Origin of the sequence: Leptospira sp. WS58.C1, assembly GCF_040833995.1 — a bacterium.
Classification (GTDB): Bacteria; Spirochaetota; Leptospiria; order Leptospirales; family Leptospiraceae; genus Leptospira_B; species Leptospira_B cinconiae.
Genome location: NZ_CP162137.1, coordinates 772,695 through 797,790 on the forward strand (window position 1 = coordinate 772,695; position 25,096 = coordinate 797,790).

General features: G+C 40.8%; 21 protein-coding genes. 5 read left to right on the top strand and 16 right to left on the bottom strand.

Going from position 1 to position 25,096, the window contains the following annotated elements:
• The first annotated feature begins 185 nt into the window (after positions 1 to 185).
• Positions 186 to 593: a GFA family protein gene (locus AB3N61_RS03595; protein WP_036090779.1), complete on the top strand. Its 408-nt coding sequence runs from the start codon at positions 186 to 188 to the stop codon at positions 591 to 593.
• 21 nt (positions 594 to 614) lie between these two features.
• On the opposite strand, the gene AB3N61_RS03600 is transcribed toward AB3N61_RS03595, so the two are convergent.
• The 3 genes from AB3N61_RS03600 to AB3N61_RS03610 all read right to left on the bottom strand — a co-directional run bounded on the left by AB3N61_RS03600 (position 615) and on the right by AB3N61_RS03610 (position 2,400).
• Complete coding sequence (locus AB3N61_RS03600) at positions 615 to 1,223, bottom strand: TetR/AcrR family transcriptional regulator (protein ID WP_367898497.1); 609 nt, start codon at positions 1,221 to 1,223, stop codon at positions 615 to 617.
• 13 nt (positions 1,224 to 1,236) lie between these two features.
• Complete coding sequence (locus AB3N61_RS03605) at positions 1,237 to 1,680, bottom strand: hypothetical protein (RefSeq protein ID WP_020771228.1); 444 nt, start codon at positions 1,678 to 1,680, stop codon at positions 1,237 to 1,239.
• A gap of 108 nt (positions 1,681 to 1,788) precedes the next feature.
• Positions 1,789 to 2,400, bottom strand: a complete 612-nt coding sequence (locus AB3N61_RS03610; protein ID WP_020771338.1) for a hypothetical protein — start codon at positions 2,398 to 2,400, stop codon at positions 1,789 to 1,791.
• Positions 2,401 to 2,901: 501 nt separating this feature from the next.
• Here AB3N61_RS03610 and AB3N61_RS03615 point away from each other — a divergent pair.
• The gene (locus AB3N61_RS03615) at positions 2,902 to 4,398 is read left to right on the top strand and encodes an ABC-F family ATP-binding cassette domain-containing protein (protein ID WP_020771290.1); all 1,497 of its coding nucleotides are present in this window, start codon (positions 2,902 to 2,904) and stop codon (positions 4,396 to 4,398) included.
• 381 nt (positions 4,399 to 4,779) lie between these two features.
• On the opposite strand, the gene AB3N61_RS03620 is transcribed toward AB3N61_RS03615, so the two are convergent.
• Entirely contained in the window at positions 4,780 to 5,235 is a 456-nt protein-coding gene (locus AB3N61_RS03620) for a DMT family transporter (protein ID WP_367898498.1), read from the bottom strand.
• A gap of 62 nt (positions 5,236 to 5,297) precedes the next feature.
• Positions 5,298 to 6,431 (bottom strand): DNA alkylation repair protein, encoded by a 1,134-nt coding sequence (locus AB3N61_RS03625; protein WP_367898499.1) that lies wholly within the window; start codon positions 6,429 to 6,431, stop codon positions 5,298 to 5,300.
• A 173-nt stretch (positions 6,432 to 6,604) separates the two neighbouring features.
• On the opposite strand from AB3N61_RS03625, the gene AB3N61_RS03630 reads away from it, so the two are divergent.
• Positions 6,605 to 7,678 carry a winged helix DNA-binding domain-containing protein gene (locus AB3N61_RS03630; protein ID WP_367898500.1) on the top strand — a complete coding sequence of 358 codons (1,074 nt, stop codon included), beginning with the start codon at positions 6,605 to 6,607 and terminating at the stop codon, positions 7,676 to 7,678.
• 1 nt (position 7,679) lies between these two features.
• On the opposite strand, the gene AB3N61_RS03635 is transcribed toward AB3N61_RS03630, so the two are convergent.
• The 4 genes from AB3N61_RS03635 to AB3N61_RS03650 form a co-directional block, all read right to left on the bottom strand.
• Positions 7,680 to 8,534, bottom strand: a complete 855-nt coding sequence (locus AB3N61_RS03635) for an alpha/beta fold hydrolase (protein ID WP_367898501.1) — start codon at positions 8,532 to 8,534, stop codon at positions 7,680 to 7,682.
• A gap of 71 nt (positions 8,535 to 8,605) precedes the next feature.
• Positions 8,606 to 9,340 carry a hypothetical protein gene (locus AB3N61_RS03640; protein ID WP_367898502.1) on the bottom strand — a complete coding sequence of 245 codons (735 nt, stop codon included), beginning with the start codon at positions 9,338 to 9,340 and terminating at the stop codon, positions 8,606 to 8,608.
• Positions 9,341 to 9,439: 99 nt separating this feature from the next.
• Entirely contained in the window at positions 9,440 to 11,020 is a 1,581-nt protein-coding gene (locus tag AB3N61_RS03645) for an aldehyde dehydrogenase family protein (RefSeq protein WP_367898503.1), read from the bottom strand.
• The gene (locus AB3N61_RS03650) at positions 11,017 to 12,405 is read right to left on the bottom strand and encodes a proline dehydrogenase family protein (protein WP_367898504.1); all 1,389 of its coding nucleotides are present in this window, start codon (positions 12,403 to 12,405) and stop codon (positions 11,017 to 11,019) included. The genes AB3N61_RS03645 and AB3N61_RS03650 overlap by 4 nt, the downstream gene beginning before the upstream one ends.
• 176 nt (positions 12,406 to 12,581) lie before the next feature.
• Between AB3N61_RS03650 and AB3N61_RS03655 the strand changes: the two genes are divergently transcribed.
• On the top strand, positions 12,582 to 13,778 hold the full coding sequence (locus AB3N61_RS03655; protein ID WP_367898505.1) for a DUF3095 domain-containing protein: 1,197 nt from the start codon (positions 12,582 to 12,584) through the stop codon (positions 13,776 to 13,778).
• Positions 13,779 to 13,784: 6 nt separating this feature from the next.
• Here AB3N61_RS03655 and AB3N61_RS03660 read toward each other — a convergent pair whose 3' ends face one another.
• The 5 genes from AB3N61_RS03660 to AB3N61_RS03680 all read right to left on the bottom strand — a co-directional run bounded on the left by AB3N61_RS03660 (position 13,785) and on the right by AB3N61_RS03680 (position 21,509).
• Entirely contained in the window at positions 13,785 to 16,892 is a 3,108-nt protein-coding gene (locus AB3N61_RS03660) for an efflux RND transporter permease subunit (RefSeq protein ID WP_367898506.1), read from the bottom strand.
• Complete coding sequence (locus AB3N61_RS03665) at positions 16,858 to 18,042, bottom strand: TolC family protein (RefSeq protein ID WP_412758402.1); 1,185 nt, start codon at positions 18,040 to 18,042, stop codon at positions 16,858 to 16,860. Before AB3N61_RS03665 ends, AB3N61_RS03660 begins: the two co-directional genes overlap by 35 nt.
• A gap of 147 nt (positions 18,043 to 18,189) precedes the next feature.
• The gene (locus AB3N61_RS03670; RefSeq protein WP_232421081.1) at positions 18,190 to 18,549 is read right to left on the bottom strand and encodes a hypothetical protein; all 360 of its coding nucleotides are present in this window, start codon (positions 18,547 to 18,549) and stop codon (positions 18,190 to 18,192) included.
• 95 nt (positions 18,550 to 18,644) lie between these two features.
• Positions 18,645 to 19,160, bottom strand: a complete 516-nt coding sequence (locus AB3N61_RS03675; protein WP_367898508.1) for a TfoX/Sxy family protein — start codon at positions 19,158 to 19,160, stop codon at positions 18,645 to 18,647.
• An 84-nt stretch (positions 19,161 to 19,244) separates the two neighbouring features.
• On the bottom strand, positions 19,245 to 21,509 hold the full coding sequence (locus AB3N61_RS03680) for an NAD(P)-binding domain-containing protein (RefSeq protein WP_367898509.1): 2,265 nt from the start codon (positions 21,507 to 21,509) through the stop codon (positions 19,245 to 19,247).
• Positions 21,510 to 21,857: 348 nt separating this feature from the next.
• Here AB3N61_RS03680 and AB3N61_RS03685 point away from each other — a divergent pair, with 348 nt between their 5' ends.
• Positions 21,858 to 23,213 (top strand): hypothetical protein, encoded by a 1,356-nt coding sequence (locus AB3N61_RS03685; protein WP_367898510.1) that lies wholly within the window; start codon positions 21,858 to 21,860, stop codon positions 23,211 to 23,213.
• Here AB3N61_RS03685 and AB3N61_RS03690 read toward each other — a convergent pair.
• Positions 23,210 to 23,821, bottom strand: a complete 612-nt coding sequence (locus AB3N61_RS03690) for an FMN-binding negative transcriptional regulator (protein ID WP_367898511.1) — start codon at positions 23,819 to 23,821, stop codon at positions 23,210 to 23,212. The genes AB3N61_RS03685 and AB3N61_RS03690 overlap by 4 nt on opposite strands.
• Positions 23,821 to 25,077: a PQQ-dependent sugar dehydrogenase gene (locus AB3N61_RS03695; RefSeq protein WP_367898512.1), complete on the bottom strand. Its 1,257-nt coding sequence runs from the start codon at positions 25,075 to 25,077 to the stop codon at positions 23,821 to 23,823. Before AB3N61_RS03695 ends, AB3N61_RS03690 begins: the two co-directional genes overlap by 1 nt.
• Positions 25,078 to 25,096 lie beyond the last annotated feature (19 nt).

Sequence of the window (25,096 nt, forward strand, 5' to 3'; positions counted from 1 at the left end):
CCTTTAATAATCGTTTTTGTTCAAATTCAAACGAACAAGATACAAGGGATATAAAAGGACAAATTTCATTTTTTTCAAAACTTCATTTCTAAATATGACAGAATTTGTCATGTTTAATTCGTATACTTATCTTTCGTCTACGGATCGAGGGTCCTTAATTCGCTAGACCACAAAAGGAGTTATCTATGAGCCTTAAAAAATATACTGGAAGTTGTCATTGTGGCGCTGTCCGTTACGAAGCGGATCTGGATTTGAGTGCGGGTACAAGCAGATGTAATTGTTCTTTTTGCAGAAAGGTCCGGAACTGGTCCATTATCGTTAAACCTGAATCTTTTCATTTATTGAGCGGAGAAGAGAGTCTTAACTTTTACGAATTTAACACAAAAAGTAGTAAACACCATTTCTGTAAGAATTGCGGAGTGAGAACTTTCTCAAAGGGATATATTGAAGAAATTGGGGGTGCTTTCGTAAGCGTAGCTATTTCGACTTTAGATAATGCGGATCTTAAGGATATAATCGAAGCACCCGTTTGGTATGCGGACGGTTTACATAATAATTGGCAAAATCAACCAGCAGAAATTAGACATCTATAATATTAAAAGAATATAGGTTATTTACGACTCTCTTTCGGATGATATGATCTTTGATAGAAGCTTACCTACAGAGATTAAAGGAGTTGAATTACGATAAGATACACTTAATAGGATAGCCCCTTCGATAGAGGAAAGGATCAAAGTGGATAATGCTGTCGGATTTGGAATATTGTCTTTCCGTAATATCATCGCGATTGTTCGTTCCCATTCTTGGTAATTTTCTTTTGCGATGAGATGTAAACTATCGATCGTATTTGCCGCTTCTAATGCGACCGTTGCCACCGGACATCCATGTTCGTATCCGGAGCTTTCGATATCCCTGGCAATCCATTCGCAAACTTTTTTCACGGCTTCCGAAGCGGATTTGGCCGATTGGATCGGAACGGAAAGATGTATAAACCATTCTCGAGCGGATAATTTCAAAGCCTCGCCGGCCAATTCTTCTTTTCCGCCGGGAAAATGGAAATACAAGGAACCCTTTGGCGTTTTACTTTCTTTTACGATCTGCAAAAGTCCGGTACCAAAATAGCCGTATTTACGTAATAGATTTCCGGTAGCCAATAATAGCTTATCACGACCTGAAACCTTACTTGCAGACTTCTTTTGTTTAGTTAAAATTTTTGAAGGCATACCGGTTATGGGGTCACCAAATCGATCTAAGAGCTCCGATCCCCAATATCATTGTCCCTCCGAGCTCTCCTACAATTAAGGCAAACATAGACGAATGAAATATCCATTTCGGGATCCGGAATTTTCCCAATAGATGCGGGGACTTGAATTGATTTTCGGTATCTTCTAATATACCGTGAATCAGATATGTGGAAATTGCAAAGCCAAAGAAAAAAATCGTTACCAACGCAGACCAAGCGTTGACTTCTTCCATAAAGACGCTTAGAGAAGCAAATTTAGATAATACCAAACAAGCAAATGAATACAAAAGAGAAGCTCGATGAGCGATATCTATGTATATAGGGGCCGTTGCGTTTTTGCTGCGAGCGATACGGTAATATTTCCAGACACCCGTTAATAAACCGATTATAAGAAATATAAATGAAGCAGAAAGTAAATATTTTTCGGACAATGACATGTAAAGGTTACCTGTGTTAGATCAAATAGGGTTTTTGTTGGACGTAGAGATAGTGTTCTTAGCTCATTCCTATCCGGAATGAGCTCCGTTCGAGATTCGATTTCCTACTTATTTTTTTTGTGGAAAATGTTGGTACAAAAAATCGTCCATCATTGCTTCCGATATATCTTCCGGGCCTTTTAGTAAAAGGTTGATCCAGATAAAGGGTAGAGTTAGCCAACCCATTATAGTGTGGCCTGACAAACTGTAAGTTTTGGTGCTAACTTTATCATAACCTTTGGTCTTGGCATTAAAGAAAAAAATAGTGAATTCATAGTCGAATTTGCTTTGTACGTATAAAGGGATTATGAATAAGGTAATACCGGAAAAGAAAGCATTTGTTATCATGCTTCCTCCTGCGAACCCTCCGACTTGTCTTTCAACTTGCCTTACCTCGAGGAAGATATCTGCGGTTCCTTTTTCGATCTGGTAGTATCGCTCAAAACTTTCGTGGAGGACTGCGCTTTCAAACAATTTAGAATCTTCGATCCCCTTCGCGAATCCGTTTTTTAATTTTTCATGAACGGGGGCTAAGGCGTTTGTGGAAACCAAACTATAATGTAGTATCGACTTTTTCTGATTTGCCTCGGGGAATGTGACTTTGTCAGGCGAGTTTACCGTCCAGGTTACACAGGAAACCAGAAGTCCTAAGATTGCTCCGATCATACTCAAATGTTTCATATAACCTCGATTTGTGAGATATAAAATCCGTTTAGGGGCCTAACTATATAAACCGGTCTATATATGTAAAGTCAATAGGTATTTAGATCGAAAAAACTTTATTCAGTCGATCAATCACTGTTTCCATTTCAAAACGACCTCTGCCGTATTTTGTCTTTGGAAATCAATTTCTCAATTAGGACGCGTTAGGGATACGAAAGGCGCGGAACGCGGACCCCGTAGCTGAAGGCGAGGGGGCCGAAGCGTAAGCGAAGCCTGAAGTAGCCCGGCCCGCGAGGTTCTCCGAAAGACTTCTGTTGTTGGAGGTCCTGCTCGCGGGAAACGCCCTGTTCTTTATACATGTTGGAATTCCTACAGTCAATTTTAGGTGAAATCTGGGACCCTTGGAAAACCTTGGCTTATAGTCCGTCCCAAAACTTAGGCTTACCTATAGGGAAAGATTTCCAGGCTTCAAGAGCCAGGACCTTTTGGGACAGGCTCTTATATAGAGCGCGCGTAAAGATGATCAAAATTTCCAATCTTCATAAATCTTATACTTCTAATTTGTTATTCGATGATCTGAATCTGAGTTTGAATCGGGGCGAAAAGTTGGGGCTTGTCGGAAGGAACGGTCACGGTAAGTCCACTTTGTTCCAGATGATCATAGGGAATGTGGAACCTGATTCCGGTTCTATCACTGTGCCGAAGGGTTATAAGATCGGGCATTTGCAACAACATCTGAAATTTACTAAGCCAACAGTGCTGGAAGAATGTGCGCTTGGTCTTCCTGAGGGAGAAGAATACGAGACTTGGCAGGTTGAAAAAGTTTTGTCCGGTCTGGGTTTTTCGGAAGCGGATATGGAAAGAAGTCCGGAGGAGTTTTCGGGTGGTTATCAAATCCGGATGAATTTGGCGAAACTTCTGGTGTCCAGTCCCGACTTACTTATGTTAGACGAGCCGAATAACTATTTAGATATCGTAACGATCCGTTGGCTCGAGGAATTTTTACGAGAGTGGGAAGGTGAGATCATTCTGGTCACTCACGATAGAAGTTTTATGGATAGTGTGGTTACTCACACTGCCGCGATCCATCGGACGAAGGCGATTAAAGTCCAAGGCGATACGGATAAACTTTATAATCAGATCAATCAGGCGGAAGAAATTTACGAAAGGACCCGTTTGAACGAGGCAAAAAAGAGAAAACAAGAAGAGATCTTTATTGCACGTTTTAAAGCGAAGGCGAGTTTTGCGAGTCGCGCTCAATCCAGAGTGAAAAAACTGGAGAAACAAGGCGAGATGAAAGCCTTAGAAGAGATCGAAAGTTTGGAATTATATTTTAACGCCGCACCTTTCGCCGCGAGCCAAATGTTGTCTGCGGAAAATATTTCTTTCTCTTATTCGGGACAGGAACCTTTTTTGATCTCCGATTTTTCTCTCAGTGTTGGGAAGAGAGATCGTATCTGTATTATCGGTAAAAACGGTAAGGGTAAGTCCACTCTTCTGAAACTTCTTGCCGGGGAACTCCAACCGAGTTCCGGAAGGATCCAAAAACATCCTGCGTTGAAGGAAGGTTATTTCGGTCAGACGAATAAATTAAATCTGAACGAGAACGCTACCGTCACCGAAGAAATTATGAGTGCGGATAAATCTTGCACCGAGTGGCTCGCGAGAACGATCGCAGGCGGATTGATGTTCTCCGACGATATGTCTTTGAAAAAGATCAAGGTCCTTTCGGGTGGCGAGAAAAGTAGGGTGATGCTTGGGAAAATTTTGGTAACCCCTTGTCATCTTCTGTTTTTGGATGAGCCCACCAACCACTTGGATATGCAGTCTTGCGATGCATTGATCGAAGCGATCGACGAGTTCGAAGGTTCGGTCATCATGGTCACTCACAACGAGATGCATCTTAGAGCCGTCGCGACCAAGTTGATCGTTTTTGATAACGACACTATCAGGATCTTTGACGGCACTTACGACGACTTCCTGAAGGACGTAGGCTGGTCAGACGAAGATTATTAGAAAAATCTAATTATCTTTTTTATAATTTATTTGGGCGGTTCTCCCGCTTCGCGGGAGTCGTGCTGCTGCGGGTTCGCGCATTCGCGCTCATCCGGGCTTTTGCCCGGACTAAAGCCCTTCGCATCACTACCGCGGCAGTGCCGAATGCTGGCCTGGATCGGGGATTTGTTGGAGGTCCTACATGGGGTGGAAGGCGGCCCCCACCCTGGTTCGGGTGGTGGAGGAGGGTCCCGCGGGAGAAGCAATTGCCTTCTATCATAGTTTCGCATTTTCCTCAATGACTATTTCTTTAAAAATTTTGTAGGAGCTCCTACAAAATCTTGGCCTAAGGTTGCTTTACGCAATCGTCCCTTTTGTTCTCACGATTTTTTCCAAATTCACTCACCCTCTTCGAACCAACCATGCACTAAGAACCAACAACCCCAAGCCGATCATCTTTTGTGCTGAAATCGGTTTTTCAGGAAATCCTAATGCTCCCCATTTTTCTAATAAGATAGAAGTGACTACTTGGCCTAATAAAAATAATGCGATCCAACTCGTGGCTCCTAGTTTCGGTGCGAAAACTAAAGACGAGGTGACTACGATTGCTCCTAAAAATCCTCCAATCCAGATCCACCAAGGTTGTTCTTTGATTGTTTCTACTAAGAACGAAGTGGACTTCATTTCTCCTAAGGCAATAGTTATGATTCCCAATGCAATGGTCCCTAGGAAAAAGGAAATAGTGGAAGCAAGCCAAGGGCTTTCTATATTTTTTCCTAATATGGAATTGATACCGGGTTGTATGGACATCGCAAGTCCGGACAGAAGAGCAAAGATTATGGGTAAGAATAGATTCATACGTTGATCTTGGTTTACCCGGATTTTTTTACGAGTCGTTTGGAAATCCGAATCGAAAGAATTTAACGTTTCCGTTGTTTTGCCGATTTAGGCTGAGAAACTTTAAATTCGGCTTTTGCCTTTGTTTCTCCGTTTACAATGATTTCCAATTTGTGGAGTCCGGGAGAATGTATTCTCGTGGTCATCTGCTGAAAAGATTGTTTTCTTTCGTATACTTTTGTTTCTTTAGGAGAAAATTCTTTTTCTTCTATCTGAAACACTTTTACGGAAAATTTTCCGGAAGGTTTCAGGTAATGGATCTTGGATTCTAATCTGTAAAGTGTAGGTTCTTTCGTTTCCGACTTCATTTCAAATCGATAAGTTAGATGTTTTCCGATCTCTACTTCTTTAGGCTGGAGTTCCAATTTAGAAATTTTAGCGGATTTGCTCTTGGAAAATCCAAAGATAGAAAGTGTATCCGAGTTGCCTTGTTTTAATAAACCTCTAAGCGCATGTTTTAGTAAAAGATCCGTATTTTCGGATTTGCCCATCCATTTTTTCGCGATAGAAATCACTAAGTCGGGGTGATCTTTAGAAATATCGTTAAGATGATTGGCAACACTTCTGCGGACTACCTCATCCGGATCGTTCTTTAAATTTTCCAAGATGGAAAGAGTCTTTTCCGGATCATTTTTTAATCCTGGAATCCCTTTCCCCCAAGGCAATCTAGGGCGGGAACCTTCACTTGCTAATCTCCTGGTTCCCGGGTGTGAATGTTTGGACCATTCTAACATTTTTTTCCAAGTGATATCAGGATATCGGATCAGAAATTCTCGGATGGAAAATTCGCAGGAGATGATTTGAGTGATCCTTTCCATACAGTATAAGGATTCGTCCGGATGATCTGCGCCTGAGATCTCAACCGTTTCACCTAAGAAGATGATATAAAATCTTTGGGTGCCCGGGAATTTTTTCTCCAGAACTTTCGAAATTTTTAATAAAGGAGAAACTGCTTTTGGGAATGGTTTTGGTAGAGACTTTGATAGTACTTCTGCGATTCTATGGATCCTTTGTTTGAGTTCCAACTTCTTCCAATCTTTACGTTTGATCTCTTGGACCCATTCTTCCGGTCGTTTATGAGATAATACTATAGAGAATTGGGTCCCTATTTCTAAAAGAGCCTTGTCATCGTAAAAGTTCTTAAGCGCTTCCGCCATAAACTTTGTTATGATCCTATTTTCGGTTTGGATAGGTAGTATTTTTCCGTATTTGATCGGGAAAAATTTCGATGATCCAGTAAATATTTCATAAGAATACTTGCGTCGGTCTGTTTTAAGAAATAATAAAATGATTTCCGAAAATCGTCATTTCCTATATTTAATTCTCTTACGTGAATATCGCATTAACAAGACTAAAACATCTACATGTTTCAGCCCCCCAATATTCTACTCCTGAAAAAGTGGTAGAAGCTTTGGGCGCTATCCAAGGCCAGGACTACGCTGCCTCTAAATGGGCTATTGGGCTTAGAGCTCCCGGTTTGAAAGAAGTAGACGTCGAGTCCGCATTCTTAGACAGAAAGATCATCAGGTCTTGGCCTTTGAGAGGAACATTACACGTAGTTTCCGCCAAAGATATTTATTGGTTATTGGACGTATTGGGCCCTCCTACCGTTTCAAAATATGCAGCTCATTATAAAAAAATAGAGTTAGATCCCAAAGTATTAAAAAAATGTTATTCCATTCTTTCTAAAAATCTATCGAACCAAAACTTTCTCACTAGAAAGGAAATATCTTCCATTTTAGAAAAATCGGGAATTATCACGAACACTACCAGATTATCCCATATTCTACAAAGAGCAGGCTTGGAAGGTTTGATTTGTTTCGGTCCGAGAAGGGACAAGGATTTTACTTATACATTGATCGAAGAATGGATCCCTAAGATCAAAAGAGCTAAAAAGCCGAAGGAAGAAGCCCTCTATGAAATCACTAAAAAGTATTTTGATACTAGGGCTCCGGCTACTTTGGCGGACTTTGTATGGTGGTCCGGGTTGAATATAAAGGATGCAAAGCTCGGTATAGAAAGTCTCGCTCCTAAATTGACCGGAATTCAAAAAGATGATCAGACCTATTATATTCCGAAAAAGTTGGAGGTAGTGGACAACAAATCCGATACTTTATTCCTTCTGCCTGCGTTTGACGAGTTTTTACTGGCCTATACCGATCGTAAAGATTGTATGGACCCCCCTGCCAAAAAACTTTTAACTCCGGCAGATGATCTTTTTAGGCCGACTCTGGTAATCAACGGTTGGGTAAGCGGGATTTGGCAAAGAGAATTAAAAAAAGAAGACGTTATCTTGAAAATAAATCCTTACAAATCGCTAAATGCAAATTTTAAAAAGAAACTGAAAAAAGCGGTCGAAGAATACGCGAAATTTCTCGGGAAAAACCCTATCTTAGAAGCTTAGTTTATTCCGAGAACTCTATTAACAATTTATGAATTAGATCGTAATTTTTCCAAGGCAAAAAATGTCCTTCCTTCGGAAGGAGATATGTTTTTACCTCTGTGGAAAAATATTTCCGAACAAATTCCGGATTTTTTGGATCTACAAGTGTATCTTCTTCCCCCTGGACTACAATTGTTTTAGCCTTGATCGTTTTCCATTCAGGGACCAGACTTTTTAACTGTTTTTTCAAAGGTAACATTTCCGAATTACTATAGGCCCATTCTTCCGGTAAGATCCAACCGACAATCCAAGTGTCCGCAATTTTGTTGTACCATTTTATCTCTTCCGCTTCCGGGTCCATAGCGGCGGCTAGTAAAAAAAGGAATTGGAATTTTTCGGGGTAAAGTGTAGCCATTCTTGCGGCAACCGGACCTCCATAAGAATGTCCTAATATACTGATCGATTTTATGCCTCTTTGTATTTCGGGAAGTTTTGTCATGGTGTTTAGAATTTTCTCTGCTTGGAGATTTACATCCGCAATCGCCCCGGATGATTTTCCGAAACCTGGCCTATCTACTCCAAGCATACAGTATATTTTTAATAATTCAGGGTCTTTTAAGTATCTAAGATAATTCGACCAACTGCCAGGGGAGCCGTGAATAAAAATGAGGACTTTACTTTTGTCAGGTTTACAACCTGTGCTGATCCAATGGACTACAGCTTCTTCTTTTTTGTTTTGGATGAAGTGTTCTTGGTAGAATGTGTCGGATTCTTTGAGTTTCCGGAAGGCTTTATCTTCTTCCAGATTCATTTCTTCGTAACTACTGCAATAAGAAATAAATAGTAATAATAAGAGTGAAAGATTTAACCTTTTCATAAAAGCGATATTTGAGAAGGAGCGGAAAATACTTCGCCCTAATTCAAAAATTGTTACTATAAGTTGTATATTTATACGAAAATTTTGATGAGCAAAAATATCCCGAAATTTGCTCCGAAAACCGTATAAAAAAATAAAGGAGGAGAAGGCTCCATCTGTTTATCTATCGCCTTGTTTAAGCTGGTTTTGATAATTTCTTCTAGAACGGAGATATCTTGTGTTCCCTTTTGTTCGTAAACTGTTGCGACTTCTTCTGCGAATTCCGCGATTCGGATCTTTTTTAAGAAGGTCTGCAAAATGAAACGAAGAGCCTTGGGCCAGTTTTCCTTCTCCTGTAAAAACGTAGGTAGATCTTTGAGTTTAGAAGAGATAAACATTCCCCAGTTGTCTATTTTTTCGGATCCGACCTTCTTTTTGATCATTTCGGAAAGTGTTTTAGAAACGTTTTCCGTGAACCAGGTTTTGTTCGCTGAGACTAGATTTCCTAATTCTCTACCTAAAAGAAATGTTTTGATCCCTATGAAATAAAGAAAAGGGAACACGAAGGCAAACCCGATCACTAAAAGAACGATCGGCCATAATTCCAAGACTATTACGATTAAAGCAAGTATTGCACCGATCCCTCCCGCTCTTGCGATTGGCATCGGCCCAAGATCGGATGCGATACTTTTCATTTCGGGAAAACAAAATGCTAATAGAAATAGATTAAGAATAAATCCTAAAAAGAGCGCTATAGAGGAAAGTAGAAATATTTTTGCGGAACTTTTGACTGCCGTTTTTACGAATGTTCCAATTTCTTCTTTCATTAATATTTCTCCGGATAAACGTATTTCTTATTAATAACGGATCATGTCCGTTCTTTTTGAACATATTCGCAATAGAATCAAGAAAAAAAGAAGAGGGTCCTAAGTTTCCGGAATAAATCCTCTTCTCATCGTATTCTCGGTGATGCTAATTGGTTCTAAAAATTGTTTTAGATAATCCGGACCACCGGCTTTGGCGCCTACTCCGGAGAGTTTATATCCTCCGAACGGTTGCCTGTCTACTACAGCTCCGGTGATCCCTCTGTTAATGTAAAGATTTCCAACTTCGAATTTCTCTTTTGCATATCGTATATTCTTAGGATTTCTGGAAAAAACTCCGCCTGTAAGAGCATAATCCACGTTATTCGCAATTTTAATCGCATCTTCAAAGTTTTTTGCTCTGAATAAGGTAACGTACGGTCCAAAAAATTCCGTTTGTCCCAGTGGCGAACTAGGATCCTCACTTTCAAAAATGATAGGCTCCACAAAATGGCCGGTTTGTTTTTGGCTTTCTCCCATATTAAGTTTACTTAGGATCTTAGAAGAGAATTGAGCGGCTATACTATCTAACCTTGATTTGGATTCGGAATCTATCACTGGTCCGACTTTTACTGAAGGATCTTCGGGTAACCCTGGTTTTAAGGATTGTAAGGCGTCTATAAATCTGCTTTTGAACGTGTCGTAATTGGATTCCAAAAGTATAATGCGTGAAAGTGCACTACATTTTTGTCCTTGGAATCCAAATGCGGATTGTAAGGATGCGATCACGGCTTCGTCTAGATCCGCATCTTCATCCACGATTATGGCGTTTTTACCTCCCATTTCCGCGACGACCTTCTTTACGAATTTTAGATCTTGGGCGGCGGCTTCTCGGATCATTCCTAATCCTACAGCTCTGGAACCGGTAAAATTAATCGTGTGAACTTCAGGATGTTTCACTAAATAGGCGCCGATCTCTTCTCCTTTTCCGGGTAAGAAATGTAGTGCGGAAGAAGGGATGTCCGCTTCGAGTAATATATTGAAAAGTTTGAATGCGATTGCGGAAGATTGTTCTGCAGGTTTCATGATCACCGGGTTTCCCGCGACCAAAGGTGCCACTGTCATTCCGCAGAGGATAGCCAAAGGAAAATTCCAAGGAGCGACTACTAATGTGACACCTCTTGGTATGTATGTGTAAATATTCTCCTCTCCTAAAAGATCTCTTTTTCTGGGCTGGAAAATATTTTCGGCTTCGTTAGCATAAAATTCGCAGAAGTCGATCGCCTCTGCGATTTCGGCATCAATGTCTTTGATCCCTTTTCCTACTTCTAAAGAGATTAGTACCGTGAGTTCCGCTTTTCGGGAGCGCAGAATATCGGCTGCTTTTTTCAGGAATCCGATCCGGATTTCGGCCTTTGTATTTTTCCATGTTTCAAAAAATCGGACCGAGTCTTTGACGGCGTCTTCCGCATCTGTCAAAGACGCATAATGTATATCTGCGATTTTTTCAACGGTGTTTGCAGGATTTAAAGCGGGAACAACAACGGAAGTTTTTTTTGTTTTTCCGGAGACAATCGGAAATACTTGTATCGGGAATTCTTTTCGGATAGAAACAAATCCTTTGTTTAGGACGATTCTTTCTTCTTCTTTGGAAAAATCCCTAAGGGGCTCGTTTTGAAAATTTGAATTAAGATGAAAGCTCATTTTGATCTCGGACTCTCCAAATACAATAATCGTTCCCGATCTTTTCTGTTCGCATTGATGTTTTTCAAAAAACCTTCGTTAGTGGAATTTTCCAGTAACCTTCTTACCAAATAAGCCATACCGGGGATCACTTCTCCGATAGGGGAATATTCTCTGACTGAGATCCCTAAACTGCGAATCGCCTTCTTGTATGAGTCCCCCATTCCGTATAACATTTGTACTTCGAAAAAGTTTTCCGGGACGGAATATTCCGCCGCTCTTACGAATGCGGATGAAAGACTCCTTATATTATGAGAACCGAATGCAGGTCGTATATGAGGGTAGGACTTCAATAAGAGTAACGAACATTCTTCATAGTTTTTATCCGTATCCGATTTTATGAGAAAAACGGGAGGTTCCCAGCCTTTTTGAGCCGACTGTGTCATCTCATATTCCCAATAAGCGCCTTTGACCAAACGAACGGTCAGCGGGTATTTTCTTTTTTTGGAATATTCAATTACTTTTTGCAGGTCTTTCTGGGATGATTTCAGATAAGCTTGAACCACGATCCCGAAATGTGGATACTCTTGGAACTCGGGTTCTGCAAAGATGCGGAAAGCTGTATCCATTATGATATCCTTGGTCTCGTACTGTTCCATATCCAGATTAATAAAAACATTTTTGGTAACTGCTGAGTGCAGGATCGGCCGTAACTTCTCCATTAAATGAGTCACGGAAGATTCATGCGCGAGTGGGTCTAATTGGGAATAAAGAGATGAACATTTTACGGAAACGTTTCCGGTAGGCTCTCCGGGAAATTGTTTTTTTCGTATTTCTGAAAGTTCTTTGTCCTTGGAAACTTCTTCCAATAAAAGTAAGTATTCGGAGATATATCGTTCCGCTTCCTTTTCGGAAAGTACAGCTTCTCCCAATATATCTATAGTGGAAGAGATCCCTTTTCTGTATCTATCGATGATCTTTTTACGATCCGAGCCGTAGGTCCTTCCTAAGATAAAAAATTTTGCGGTTAATTGAATCCCGATCTTTGCGCCTAACGCAACGAATACGGAACTGAGTCGATTGGATAAAAATATGGAAAGAAGTAATATGATCCATTTAGGAAGTTCCGTAGTAGTTTCGACAAAATAGATCCGGATATAACGTGCAATAGAAGAAAGAGAACCGAGGCTCGGAAATAGATCTGCGAATCGAAACGCCTGAAGTTTTAATAATGGCCGATTTTCCAGGAACAAAAGACTTTTGGAGAATAGTCTATATGCACTAAAAAGACCATCTTCGTAGGCATCGCTTAGGCGAAATAATTCCCTTCCTTTTTCTAGGATCCTATCTTGCAGATCGAAGGAAGAAGGAATTGTTTGGTGTTCGTTTTCTTCTGTCGCCTTCATTCTAATGTATTCCGATCCCGACGGTTCCGGTTGAAAAAACTTCTTCTCCGGATTTTTGCCATGCGAACCTTTCGGAAAAGCTTTTGCATCCACTATTCCCAAATCAAATATTACGAGTTGGAAAAAAGGACGACCTTTTACGACGAAAATCAGTCAAAGTTCGGTAGGCCAACCCGATGAATATCCTATCACATTCTACCACAAACTTTTATAAGGAGCTTCCGGAGATTTCCCAATTTTCGGAAGTTACCGACAGTAAACATTATAGAAAGGTCCCCGAAGATTGGATCGTGATCGTTACGGATATCGTAAAATCCACGGAAGCGATCTTAGAAGGCAGATACAAGGATGTGAATATGGCAGGGGGACTGACCTTGATGGGGATCACGAATCTTCTCAAGGACATGGAGTTTCCGTTCTTTTTCGGCGGGGACGGTGTGACCATCTTGCTTCCCGGTTCTAGATTAAGGGAGATCCAGGACATTCTTGCTGATACGAGAGAATTCGTAAGAGATTATTTTAAGATGGATCTTCGTATCGGGTTTGTGCCTGTTTCCGATATTTACGAAGCGGGTTATAGTCTGACTATGGCCAAACTTAGGATCTCTAAACATTATACACAGGCTGTTTTAGGGGGAACAGGTGTGGCTTACGCTGAGATTAAGATCAAAGAACCGGACTCCCAGTATTTAACAGATAATTCTTATATTCCGAATATTCGCGCTGATTTTTCAGGATTTACGTGTAGATGGAAAGATATCCAAAGTCCAAAAGGGGAAATGGTCGCTCTTATCGTTAAGATCGATTCGACTTCCGATTCGGAAGCTGCAAAAACTCTCTCCGGTTTACTTTCCTTGATCGATTCTTTGTACGGTTCCGAGAGGGAATATCATCCCTTGAGAGAAGAAAATCTGATCATAGAACATTCTTCTTCGGTTTTGAATAAGGAAGCTATCGCTTCTTCCAAAGGAAACAGTATATTAAAAAAATTGTATCTCTGGAAAATTAAATTCGAAACGTACGGTGCGGAACTTGCGATACGTTGGAATCTCCCTTTAAAAGCGTTTCACTATAAACTCAATAAGTTGAAAAATTATCAGATTATCTCTTCCGATTTTAGGAAATTCGACGGAACGTTCAAAATGGTATTTGCTACGGATACCGCGGATAGAAAAAAATTAGAGTCAAGTTTAGCGGAGGCGGAGAAGGCGGGAAAATTACATTTTGGGATCCATATCTCGGATAGAGCCTTGATGACCTGTCTATTACACGCGGGAACGGAAAGAGAAGTCCATTTTATCGATGGGGCAGGCGGAGGTTACGCCTTGGCTGCCACAGTCCTTAAGAAAAAATTGCAAGCAGTCGGCGTATAGTCATTTTTAATCCTTTTCCAACCAATAGTAGAATGCGGGTAATAATACCAGGGTTAGGATCGTGGAAGAAAAAATCCCTCCTATCACAACTGTGGCCAGAGGTTTCTGGACTTCCGCCCCTAACCCTGTTCCGAACGCCATTGGAATAAAACCGAAAGAAGCGACTAACGCAGTCATGACTACCGGGCGTATCCGACTGACTGCACCTTCTAGTACCGCTTCTTTTACTCCGAGTTTACTTTCTTCTCGGATCCGATCGATCGTGTATAATTTTACGAGTCCATTTAAGACTGCAATTCCGGAAAGAGCGATACACCCTACGAATGCGGATACGCTTAAGTCCATACCCCGTAGAAATAGGAACCAGATCCCTCCGGTCAAGGCAAAAGGAACGCAGAAAAACACCAGCAGTGCCTGCTTGATCGATCTGAGCCCCAAGTAAAGAACGGTGAAGATCATGAATAATGTGGCAGGAATGATTACCGATAATTTTTCTTTTGCATGGGAAAGATTTTCTATCTGCCCTCCCCAGAAAATGGAATATCCATTAGGGATCTGTAATTTTGAGACCTGAGTGACCGCTTCCTTATAAAATCCTTCCAAGTCCCTACCTCTTAAGTTTACGGAAACAGCCACGAATCTTCTGGATCTATTCCTGGAAATGGTCATGACCTTCTCTTTTTTTTGGATGGAAGCCAATAGTCGGATCGGCACAGTTCCTCCGTCTTCCGTTCCGACGGTGATATCTCCTATTTCAGATTCTCTGTTCCGAAATTCTTCCGAGAGCCGGATCTTAATGGGGAATCTGACTTCTTCCTCGTAAAATCCGCCTAACTCGAATCCGCTCATGGAACTTTCCAACACTGAGTTAAATAAAGGTAAGGAGATATTATAATATTTTAGTTTTGTGCTATCCGGGATTACATCGATTACGTTCGATTTTCTTAATGCCATGATCGGATCTAACTCGACTTCCACCGCACCGGGGATCTTTTCTAGGGTATTTTTCAATTCTTCTTGGAGTCTGAGTAAAACGTTCAGATCCTTTCCTAAGATCCTAACACTTATATCAGCTCTGCTTCCTTCCAATAATTCGTTAAATCTGGCTTCTAACGGTTGGCTTAACGTCAGTTCCGATTCCGGGAATTTTTCTTTTACCGATGCTTCGATCTTATCCAAAAATTTTTCCCAAGTTCTTTTTTCTAAAAGATCCGGTAGTATATCCTTTTTTAGAATGATGAATGTATCCGCATTAAATGGTCCCATCGGATCGTTCGCGACCGAACTAGTTCCGATCCTAGAAAATACACTTTCGACTTCCGGCATTTTCCCTAGGAAAAGTTCTAGTTCTTTTTGCTCTCGTAAACTTTCTTCCAATCCCGTGTTCCCATTTCTGACTATGACCAACATCAGATCACCTTCCGTTAATTTAGGAAGGAATACTGTTCCCATTCTGAAATACATCAGAAGTGTCGCAGCGAAAAAAATTAGGGAATATAGAATGATCTTACGAGGTTGGTCTAAGATCTTCGGTAATTTTTCCGCATACCAATTTACTATCTTGCTGTCTTTTTTCCGACTATGCGTTCCTAAATTTTTGGGCGATAGGAAGAAGTATAATAGAGGAGGAAGAAGGAAAACTGCTAAGAATAAACTAAAACCTAAAGCGAGAAGGACTGTCTCCGCCATAGGCCGGAACATTCTTCCGGGGATCCCATCCAAGGTTAGGATCGGGACATAGACCAACATGATCACCAAGATCCCGAAAGATACGGGCTTTAGTACTTCCAAAGAAGAATCTAAGATCATCTTTCTCTTTTCTTCTTTGTTTGAGAATTTTCCGGTCTCAAATTTGGAGAGAACATTCTCCGTAATTACTATGGACGCATCCACCAAAAGTCCAAAATCGATCGCTCCCAGGCTCATTAGGTTGGCAGAGATCCCGAAAAATCTCATACAAACGGAAGCGAGTAACATAGAACCCGGAATGATGAATGCTACGATCAAGGACGCTCTCAAGTTGAATAATATTAGAAAAAGTGTAAGTATTACTAAGATCGCACCTTCTCCCAGGTTTTTTAGGACCGTTTTGATGGTGGACTGGATTAAGAAGGATCTTTCCAATAGGATCCTCACTTTCACATTTTCCGGCAGGCTGAGATTTGAGACTGCCTTATGGAGATCTTCGTTTACTTTATAACTGTTTTCTCCTTTTAGCATTAAGGCTGTACCGAGTACGATCTCTTTTCCGTTGGAACTTGCCCCTCCCAATCTCGGTGTGCCGTGTTCGTTTACATCAGCTATATCCGAGACTCTTACGGATCCGCCTGTCAGAGTCCTTCTGACTGAAATGGCGGAAATTTCATTTAGATTTTTTTTAAGACCGTAAGCTCTTACGATGGAGATCTTTCCTGAGTTCTCTATAAATCCACCGCCGAAACTTTCTCCAATGGTGGCAATGTCTCGTATGATCTGATCGATAGAAAGTCCCCAACGTTTCATACGGTTCGGATCTAGATCTATATGGATCTCTTTTTCGTAACCACCGTTGGAATCCACTTCCACGATCCCGGGAACCATCGCTTTGATCTGGGGGCGAACCACGTAATCCTGGACCGTCCTTAAAAATAAAAGTTTTTTCTCTTCGGGAAGTCTGTCTAGTTCGGAGTTCGGAACCGCTTCTACCGAGTAAAAAAATATTTCTCCAAGCCCTGTAGTATTCGGAACGATTGTGGGGGTTACACCGGGAGGAAGTTTTTCCTTAGCGCTGGATATCCTTTCCGCTACCATTGCTCTTGCTTGATAAATATCCGTAGTTTCCTTAAAGATCAGAGATATATTAGATAAACCGAATTTAGATACGGACCGAACGTCGATCAGATTCGGTAGCCCTAAAAGTTCCGTTTCTAGGGGAAAAGTGATCACCTTCTCCACTTGTTCCGGATCCAAGGAGCCGGTATCCGTAGTGACGATCACTTGCACATTTGTGATATCCGGCACTGCGTCTATCGGCACTTCGTTTAATGTATAGAAGGAGAATATTAATAAAAACGAAACCAGTCCTACTGATAAGAATGGGTTATTTAGGCTGGTATTCAAAAGTCTGGCTAGCATTGCCCATTACTCCTAAAATGTCTTTTTCGTTCGTGATATAAAGCAGGTTGAGAAGGCTTTCTAAATGGGAAATTTGAGCGTCCAGAACCGCATGATGTGTTTCGTGTAACTGGTTTTCTAGTTCCAAGTAGCTGATAAGTTGAATTCTTCCTCTTTTGAACTCCATATCCGCGAAGTTCAGATCACGGTCGATACGATCCAATTGGGCCAGATCATAAAGTCTCAAGTTGATCTTGGATTGTTCATAGTCCAAAAACGATTGATTAAAGGAAGTTTGTATTAAGTTTTCCTGATATATTAGTCGATCCTGCTTTGACCTCATGTTGGTCTCGGCAGATGCCACTTTATTTTGAAATTGGTCCCAAACAGGGATCCTGAATTTCAATCCGAAATCGTAAAATCGGTTGGCAACACCGGATTTATCCTCTCCGATCTGGCTGGTTATGGAATAATCCGGATATTTTTCCAAGTTTGCTAATCTGAGTTCCGTTCTGGCCTTATCCAATTCTCCTCTTGCGGCAAGAATAGACGGATTTTGAGAAACCGCCTTCTTTTCCAGTTCCTTTCGATCGAATTTTACTCCGGATCGAAAATATGGGATTTTCAGGTTCGGTACGGATTCTTGTCTTAAATACAAGTTTAAGGATTCGTAATCTTTTGCGGCTCCCAATTCAAGATCGTTAAAATGTTTCCGCAGAGCTAGGATTTTGGTTTCTATGATGAATAGGTCCGTTTTTGCCTGAGGAGTGAAGAAGGGCCTCGCTTTGATATAACTTTCTATCAAGGAAAGTCTCTTAAGTCTTTCTTTTACGTGATTTTTCTTATCCGCTGCCACTAAGTAACGATAGGCGAATTTGATCGAGCTGAGTCGGATGGAATTATAGGCTTCTATTTGTTGGATCTCTTTGATCTTGGAATCATTATCCACCAAAAGTTGTTTGAGCTCTTTCCTCCCTGGAAAATAAATAGGCTGCTCGATTTGTACGGCATATTCCGCACCGGATTCGTCTGCTGCCTTTCTCTGACCGTAGTCGAGATACACGGAAGGGTTTTGTGTCCTACCTTCCTGTTTCCTTTTATAAAAAAGGCTTTCTAAATCGGAATGGATCGCGGTGAGCAAAGGAGAATTTTTCTCCGCGATTGTCATAATAGAATTTAAGTCTAATTCTTTTCCGGGATCATTCTCCGATGCCTGAACTGGGAGGAATAATATCCAAAAAATAGATAAAAATACGGGTATATAAGAAAAGCGCACGATAACCTCACATTATAAAAACAAAATATTATAATGTGAGATCTAGATTAAAATTCTGACGTAAGAGAGATGGGTAAGTGTTTCCGAGTTGGAAAGTTTTTCGAATTTGATTTGAAAGGGGAAGAACGACCAAATACGCACCAGAGCCCCTAAACTCATTCTGAAATGTTCGAAAACTTGGACAGGAAAGGATAGAATGGAGCGGGAGTCCTCTATTTCCTTTTTGATGGAAACAAGATCCCAATCACATACGGGACCACTGTCCCGGTTTTGGTCCTGATGGCAAGGGGAGGAGTCGGAAGTACCGGCTTCGATCTCGCAAAAAGGGCCGCAATTGAACGCAGGCACGAGAATAGAAAGTAAGGCGCAAGCCACCAGGACTTTCAAGGATCTCGATTTCATTCTTCCAGAGTAACAGTCGGCCCGAGAAAGTAAATTGAAAAAACCGTATATAGGCCCCATCGGGCCTGTTTGATTTTTATCAGTATCTGTAGAATTTAGCGGGAGCGGACCTTCTTCTTTTTTGCCGCAACTTTACGTTTAACTGAAGTCTTCTTAACAAGACGTTTGACTGACTTTTTGCGAGCCGCTTTTTTCTTTGTAATCGATCTCTTGGAGGAGGAGACTTTCGATTTTGTCGCCTTCTTCTTTGGAATACTTTTCTTTTTGGGAATTGTTCTCTTTTTTAAAGAAGAAGCTTTATTTGCTTCCGCCAAAGATTTTCTGAACCAGAAAATCAGATCTTCGTCGTCTTCTAAAACTTCTTCCGGAACCTCCCAATAGGAAACGCGGACCATTTTTCCGTCTTTACCCGTGTAAGTGAATGGGGTCATTCCCGAAGATTCGTACTCAGCTTGGTTGGATTCTCCCACTCTGAAATACAATCGATCCTTAATGACCATCGCAAAGATCTGTGATCCGGAATAGATCCCGAAACCTCCGAACATATTTTTATAAGATAAGGGACCGCAGACTTTTAATCTATCTTGGACATGTGTAAGGAAAGAACTCATAGGCAGGGGATTGTCTCCCGGTACAATAAATTGACAAGAAAAAATCCAACTAAAGAAGCCTTGGGAATAAAAATCCGCTAATATCTATAATACTGCTTTTAGCCTATCCGATACTTGTTTGTTCTTTTCTAATTTTCCGAACGAAAGGACTTGGGTCGGACAATTCACCACACAAGCGGAACATCTGACACATTGAACACTGTCCATAGGTCTTCCTTTGTTAGCATAATTCATCACATCGATCCCTTGGTGGCAAACAGAAGTGCAAATATTGCAAGAGATACACCTTTTTTTCTCGGAGAAGATCCGGAACTTACTGAACCTAGCGTAGATATGCATGAGCGCTGAAAGTGGACAGAACATTCTGCACCAGATCCGTCCGGAAAACATAAAATATGCACCGACGCCTACAACTCCTCCTAGGCCTAGGTCCACAATTAAATCGTAATATACTTTTACAGAATCCGCTCCGAATTCCAAAGGCCGGAAAAATTGTCCTGAACTTCCGATAAGTTTGGCGACTGTGAGAATAGCCGCTATGAATAATATCCATTGGCCTGAATGTTCTAGTTTGTAAGCCAATTTTCCATGAGGCATTTTGTTCCTGTACTCGTCGCCTAAGGTTTCCGCCAAACCGCCGCAGGAACAGATCCATCCGCAATAGGCACCTTTTCCGAATTTATAAACTAAATATGGAATAAGCCCGAAACTCATTAGGAATCCGTAAACTAACCAGAAGGTGGTGATCCCTCCGTCGTATAACACTCCCATATTCAAAGGCCAAGCTAGGATAAATCCGTAGGCCTTCCAATAGGCGCCATCCGGGAAAACCTGCGTCAGCAAAAATCCATTAGAAGGTCCTAATAAAGATTTCTCTCCTAAAAAAGGAAGAATGATCTCGGGTAATAGGAAAAGAGGGAAAACCTGGATCAATATTAAAGTAATCGTTTGTAATTTTATATATTGTGTGGGCCTAACCCAGATCCTTCTAATCCCGAAAAATAAAATCGTCGCGGAATATAGAACGGTATAATGGAAACTAGGATATTTTCCGAATAAATAAAGTCCTATATATTTGGCGCTTAGATACACGAAAGAAAAATAAAGTGCAGCGGAGAGTAAATAAAGATTTTTGAATGTTCTCCATTTCCAACCAAAGAATACGTCTTTAGAGAATAGAAATCGAACGGAAGACACCGCAAAGACTGTCCCGGAACCTAAGGCCACCCAGGAATACCAGTATGAGGCATAAAAGGAGGCTTTGCCGAAATATAAAAATAATGCAAAGGAGAATAAGGAAACAAATCCGAGAATTTCCTTAGAGTTGAATGAGTTTCGGATCTTGATCCCTATTTTTTTTAAAAATGGGATGGGGGGTTCCGAACCGATGAGAACCAAAGAAGAATCTATTTTTTCGGTTCTTGTTTTAGACCCTTGTTTTAGCCGAACTTGTTTGGATCCGAATTTTTCTAGGACTGAATTGGGTAAAAATCGGATCTGATTCTCTTGGACCGCTTTTTTGAATTTGAGCTTATTTTCTTCTTTTGGTCTGGAAATTTCGGACTCTCTATAAGATAAAGTGATGGAGGATGAAACGTCCACTAAAGATAACGCGGCTTCTATTGCGCTGTCTCCTCCGCCGACCACTAAAACGTTTTCTCCTTGAAAGTCTTGCGGATCGATCAGTCTATGAAAAACGTTTTCTTGTTCTTCTCCGGGAATTCCTAAGCGCCTACTGTCTCCTGATTTTCCGATTGCAAGTAAAACATAGGACGTATGAAATTTTTTCCCAGACTCAGTTAGTATCGTAAATCCCGAGTCTTTAGTAGGACGGATCGTATCCACCTTCTCTCCGTTTAAGATGGGGAGTTTATGTTTTTTTAATACTGATTCCAGGTCTTTTAAAAGACCCTCTTTGGTCGTGTTTTTGATCTGGATCGGAGACTCCACTTCCAGTTCGAAAGGTTCCGCAAAGATAGGTTTTCCTTTTGGATAACTTGTGATTGTATGAAAGGGTTGGTTTGCTTCTAAGATCAGAAAGTCCAGACCATTCTTCTTGGCTTCTATCCCTGCGGCGATCCCAGAAGGACCTGCTCCTACGATCAAAACATCCAAGTGCCCTTTGATTTTCTTTCTGGGTTTTTGGAGGATATTACGGATCGCAGAAACCCCGCTTTGTACGGAATATTTTAAAAGTGGAATACCTGTCAGATCACCGGAGATATAGATGCCGGGTATAGAACTCTCGAATTCGGAATTCGTTTCCGGATATTTTTCGGCGTCTCCTGTAGGAGCGTTATTATTCAACCAATCGATATATTTAGGGATAAAGGATAATAGGCCTTTCATAACTTTGACAGATGTTTAGAAATCGGCTTGCCTCTTAGGATCTAAAAAGAAAACTCCTGCTAGGTGGATTTTTTGCAAGGGTTCTATACAAAAAACCGGAGTTTCTTTTTTATAACTGCGACACTCGGCCTTTTCGGATTTTGTGTTTCTTTAGGAAGAGTTACAGTAGATCCGAAGCTTGCTGATTTCTTTTATAACTCTGATTCTCTTTTCTTTCCTATAATTTACCAGGAACTTTTTCTAAAACCCGGAGCAAACTTTTTAAATTCTCTGCATGGTTTCGGTTGGACCCCTGCCTTATATTTTTTCCCCGATTTAGTTCAGTATGTTGCACTTAGGACCATTTTTTTGTCCGTCGAGAATGGAGGTTGGGAACTGACCCATTTATCTTACTCGATATTTCAATGGATCTTTCTTCTGTCAGGGATCTTATTCCTTTTACGGAACTTAACGGACGAAAAAATTTCTTACGAAAAATTAAGTCTTGTATTAACTTTCGGTTTTTTAGTCGGAATTGTATTAATTTTATTTAAACAAGATCTCTTTGTGTTTTTGCCCGGATTCCATGGGGGAAATTTAGCGGTCTTATGTTGGGCCTGGGGATTTTTTTACCGATGGGAAAGATCGAATTCTAAAAAGGATTTCGTTCTGGTTTTCGGGACGGTGTTTTTATTTTCTCTAAGCGATCTACTTTTTATTCCTTATTTTCTGATCCCCGCTATAGGTTTGCATCTATACCATTGGTTGGTCCAGGAGAGATCGATCCATAAGATCAAGAGGATCATATATCTTTACTTTCCGGTATTTTTAGGGATCGTGCTCTCACGGATCGTTTTTGAAGTTTTACGTAAAAACAATTTTGTATTTTTCCCAGGGACGGCTGTGCCAAAAAAATTAGGAGAAGCGATCGCAGCTTGGAAATGGGAAAGTTTCTTTCATTCTCTGTCTTACTTGTGCAAGGAGAATTGGATCTACATTCTTCTGATCGTTTTATTCTTTTGTATCGTAAAGTTTATGCCCCAAAAAGAAGAAGGAAGAAAATTAAACAAACCGGTCCATCTCTTCTTCATTCTTGGGATTTTGGTTCCTTTCATTTTTCTAATATACGGATTCATTTTTGGCCTTACCGGGAAGTCCGGGATCCAGGGAATAGATAGGTATTTCGGCGAGATTCTTTTGGGATTTTTAGGTACGGGAGCCGTTTGTATTTTAAGGATATCGGATATTCCAATCGTGAGATCTGCATTGGGCGTTTTGTTCTCTCTTGGAATCCTTTTTGGGATCTATTCTTCTTATTCTAAAGGTTTGGGTATAGTCTATTATCCGGCGAAGGTTGCCTGCTTGGATAAGCTGACGGAAAAGAATAATTGGAAGAGAGGAATTGCCAGTTTTTGGTATGTAAGACCGATGAGGATCTTTTCTAAAACAGGTTTAGAACCCGACGATTACCTATTTGATCTAATGTTGTTCTATTGGCAGAATAATCTAAATTGGTTCGAAAGAGAAGATCCTCCTTATACTTTTGCTATCATAGACGGTATAGATGAAAAGATCGTAAGAAAAAAATTGGGAGAACCGATTTCAGTTTCTCATTGTGACCAGATCCCGGTCTATACCTTCACGAATCCGGAAAAAAGTCTGGAATTCGTTAAGGAAAACCGGGGTAAGATCGATATCTGGAAATTTTCGACTTCCAGATATTAAGATTTCTGAATATCGTTGATCCTTCTCATCCATTCCGCTAATTTTAAGTCTCCGTCCCGTTCGGAAAGTTCTAAACTATCGATCACTTTTTTTCTTCTTTCTAAAGAATGATTTTGGCTGAGTTTTAATTTTGCTTCGTACGTTAAATTGCGGATCTCAAATCCTTGTATTTTCCCTAAAAGAGAATTCCTAACCTCCGGTTTGGGGGTAAGGTAACTATATCCTGAATTTTCGGGTTCGAAATATAGAATGGAATCTTGTAAAACTTTCTCGGTTTGATCTTTATCCAGAAGATGTAATGTACCTTTTACATGAACGGAGATATAATTCCATGTCGGAACGGTTTGTACGGATTCATACCAACTTGGAGAAATATAGGCATGAGGACCATGGAATACGCATAATACATTGGAATTCTCTCGTAAGAGTGGATTACCCGACGCCATGTGGCCGACCAATCCGGATCCGTCTTTGGAAAGAAGTACAGGAATATGAGCGGCCTCCGGCCCTTCTCCAATTGTAGAGATTAGAACGGCAAACGGATATTTACCGATGATCTCGCGGATTATATCAAGATTTTCTAATTTAAAATGTTCCGGAGTATACATTATTTACCGGGATCAATTCTTAGGATCTGTCCTGCTCCGAAGTCCGCAACGTAAACGGAGCCTCTTGCATCTTTTCCAAAACTGGAAATTAACACTGGCCATTTGCCTAACGAGTAGGCTTCTTTGACCGGGTTTCCGTCTTTAGGCAGATCTATCGCCCAGATCCTTCCGGATACAAAATCTCCGAAAACATATTTGCCATGTAGATCCGAAATACGATCATTAGTTACCACGTAACCTCCGGTGATGGAACTTCCGTCCTCTCTCCCATATTCGTAGATCGGATCGGTTAAACCTTTTTTGTCGCAGTTCGTTTTAGGTTCGAAACAATGAGTGGCTTCCATTTTGTTCCAACCGTAATTTTTTCCAGCTTCTACTATATCAATTTCTTCGAATAGATCCTGGCCCACATCGGCAATGATCAATCTTCCGGATGGATCGAAAGAATATCTCCATGGATTCCTAAAACCGTAAGCGAACGTTTCCGGCTTAACGGAAGGATCATTTAAGAAAGGATTATCTTTTGGAACGGAATATTCTTTGCCTGGATCCTTTGAGTTCACGTCGATTCTAAGAACCGAACCTAAAAATGTGGAAGGATTCTGCCCATTGCCCTTTGGATCCCCCATCCATCCTCCATCACCCCAGGCGATGTATAATTTACCGTCTTTTCCGAATGCCAATTGTCCTGCGTTATGATTTCCGTAAGGTTGTTTGACCTCCATCAAAATCCTTTCTTTAGACAATTTCGCTTTTTTAGGATCTTTCGGAAGATCTATTGTCCATTCTGAAACTCTGCTTGTTTCTCCATTCTTCTTTGCAACGTAATTCAGATACAGAAGCGGTTTTTCAGGATATTCCGGGTGGAGAACTACTCCCAAAAGCCCTTGTTCGGAGTCAGTGGAGATTCCATCTAGTTTTAATAATATACCTGAACTTCCGTCTTTAGGGTCCAACCACTTTAGAGCGCCGGTCTTTTCGGCGACCAAGAAGATATCCGGTCCCGGGATCATTAGTAAATCCACAGGTTGTTCGAAACCTGTTCCGATCGTAGTCAGACTGATCTTGATCTTCTTTCTTTTTTCGTCGTTTTGATTGAAGACTGCAACCAAACCGGATTCTTTTCCTTCCACTTTATATTTTGCCATATCGTCTACATTGGCGACCAATAAGCGTCGTATATCGTCGCAGGAAATGGTAAAAAATATTAAGAAGATCGACGGAAGTAGAAAAGCTTTATAAAGGGAAAGTTTCATGGTTCGAATTCTTACTTCG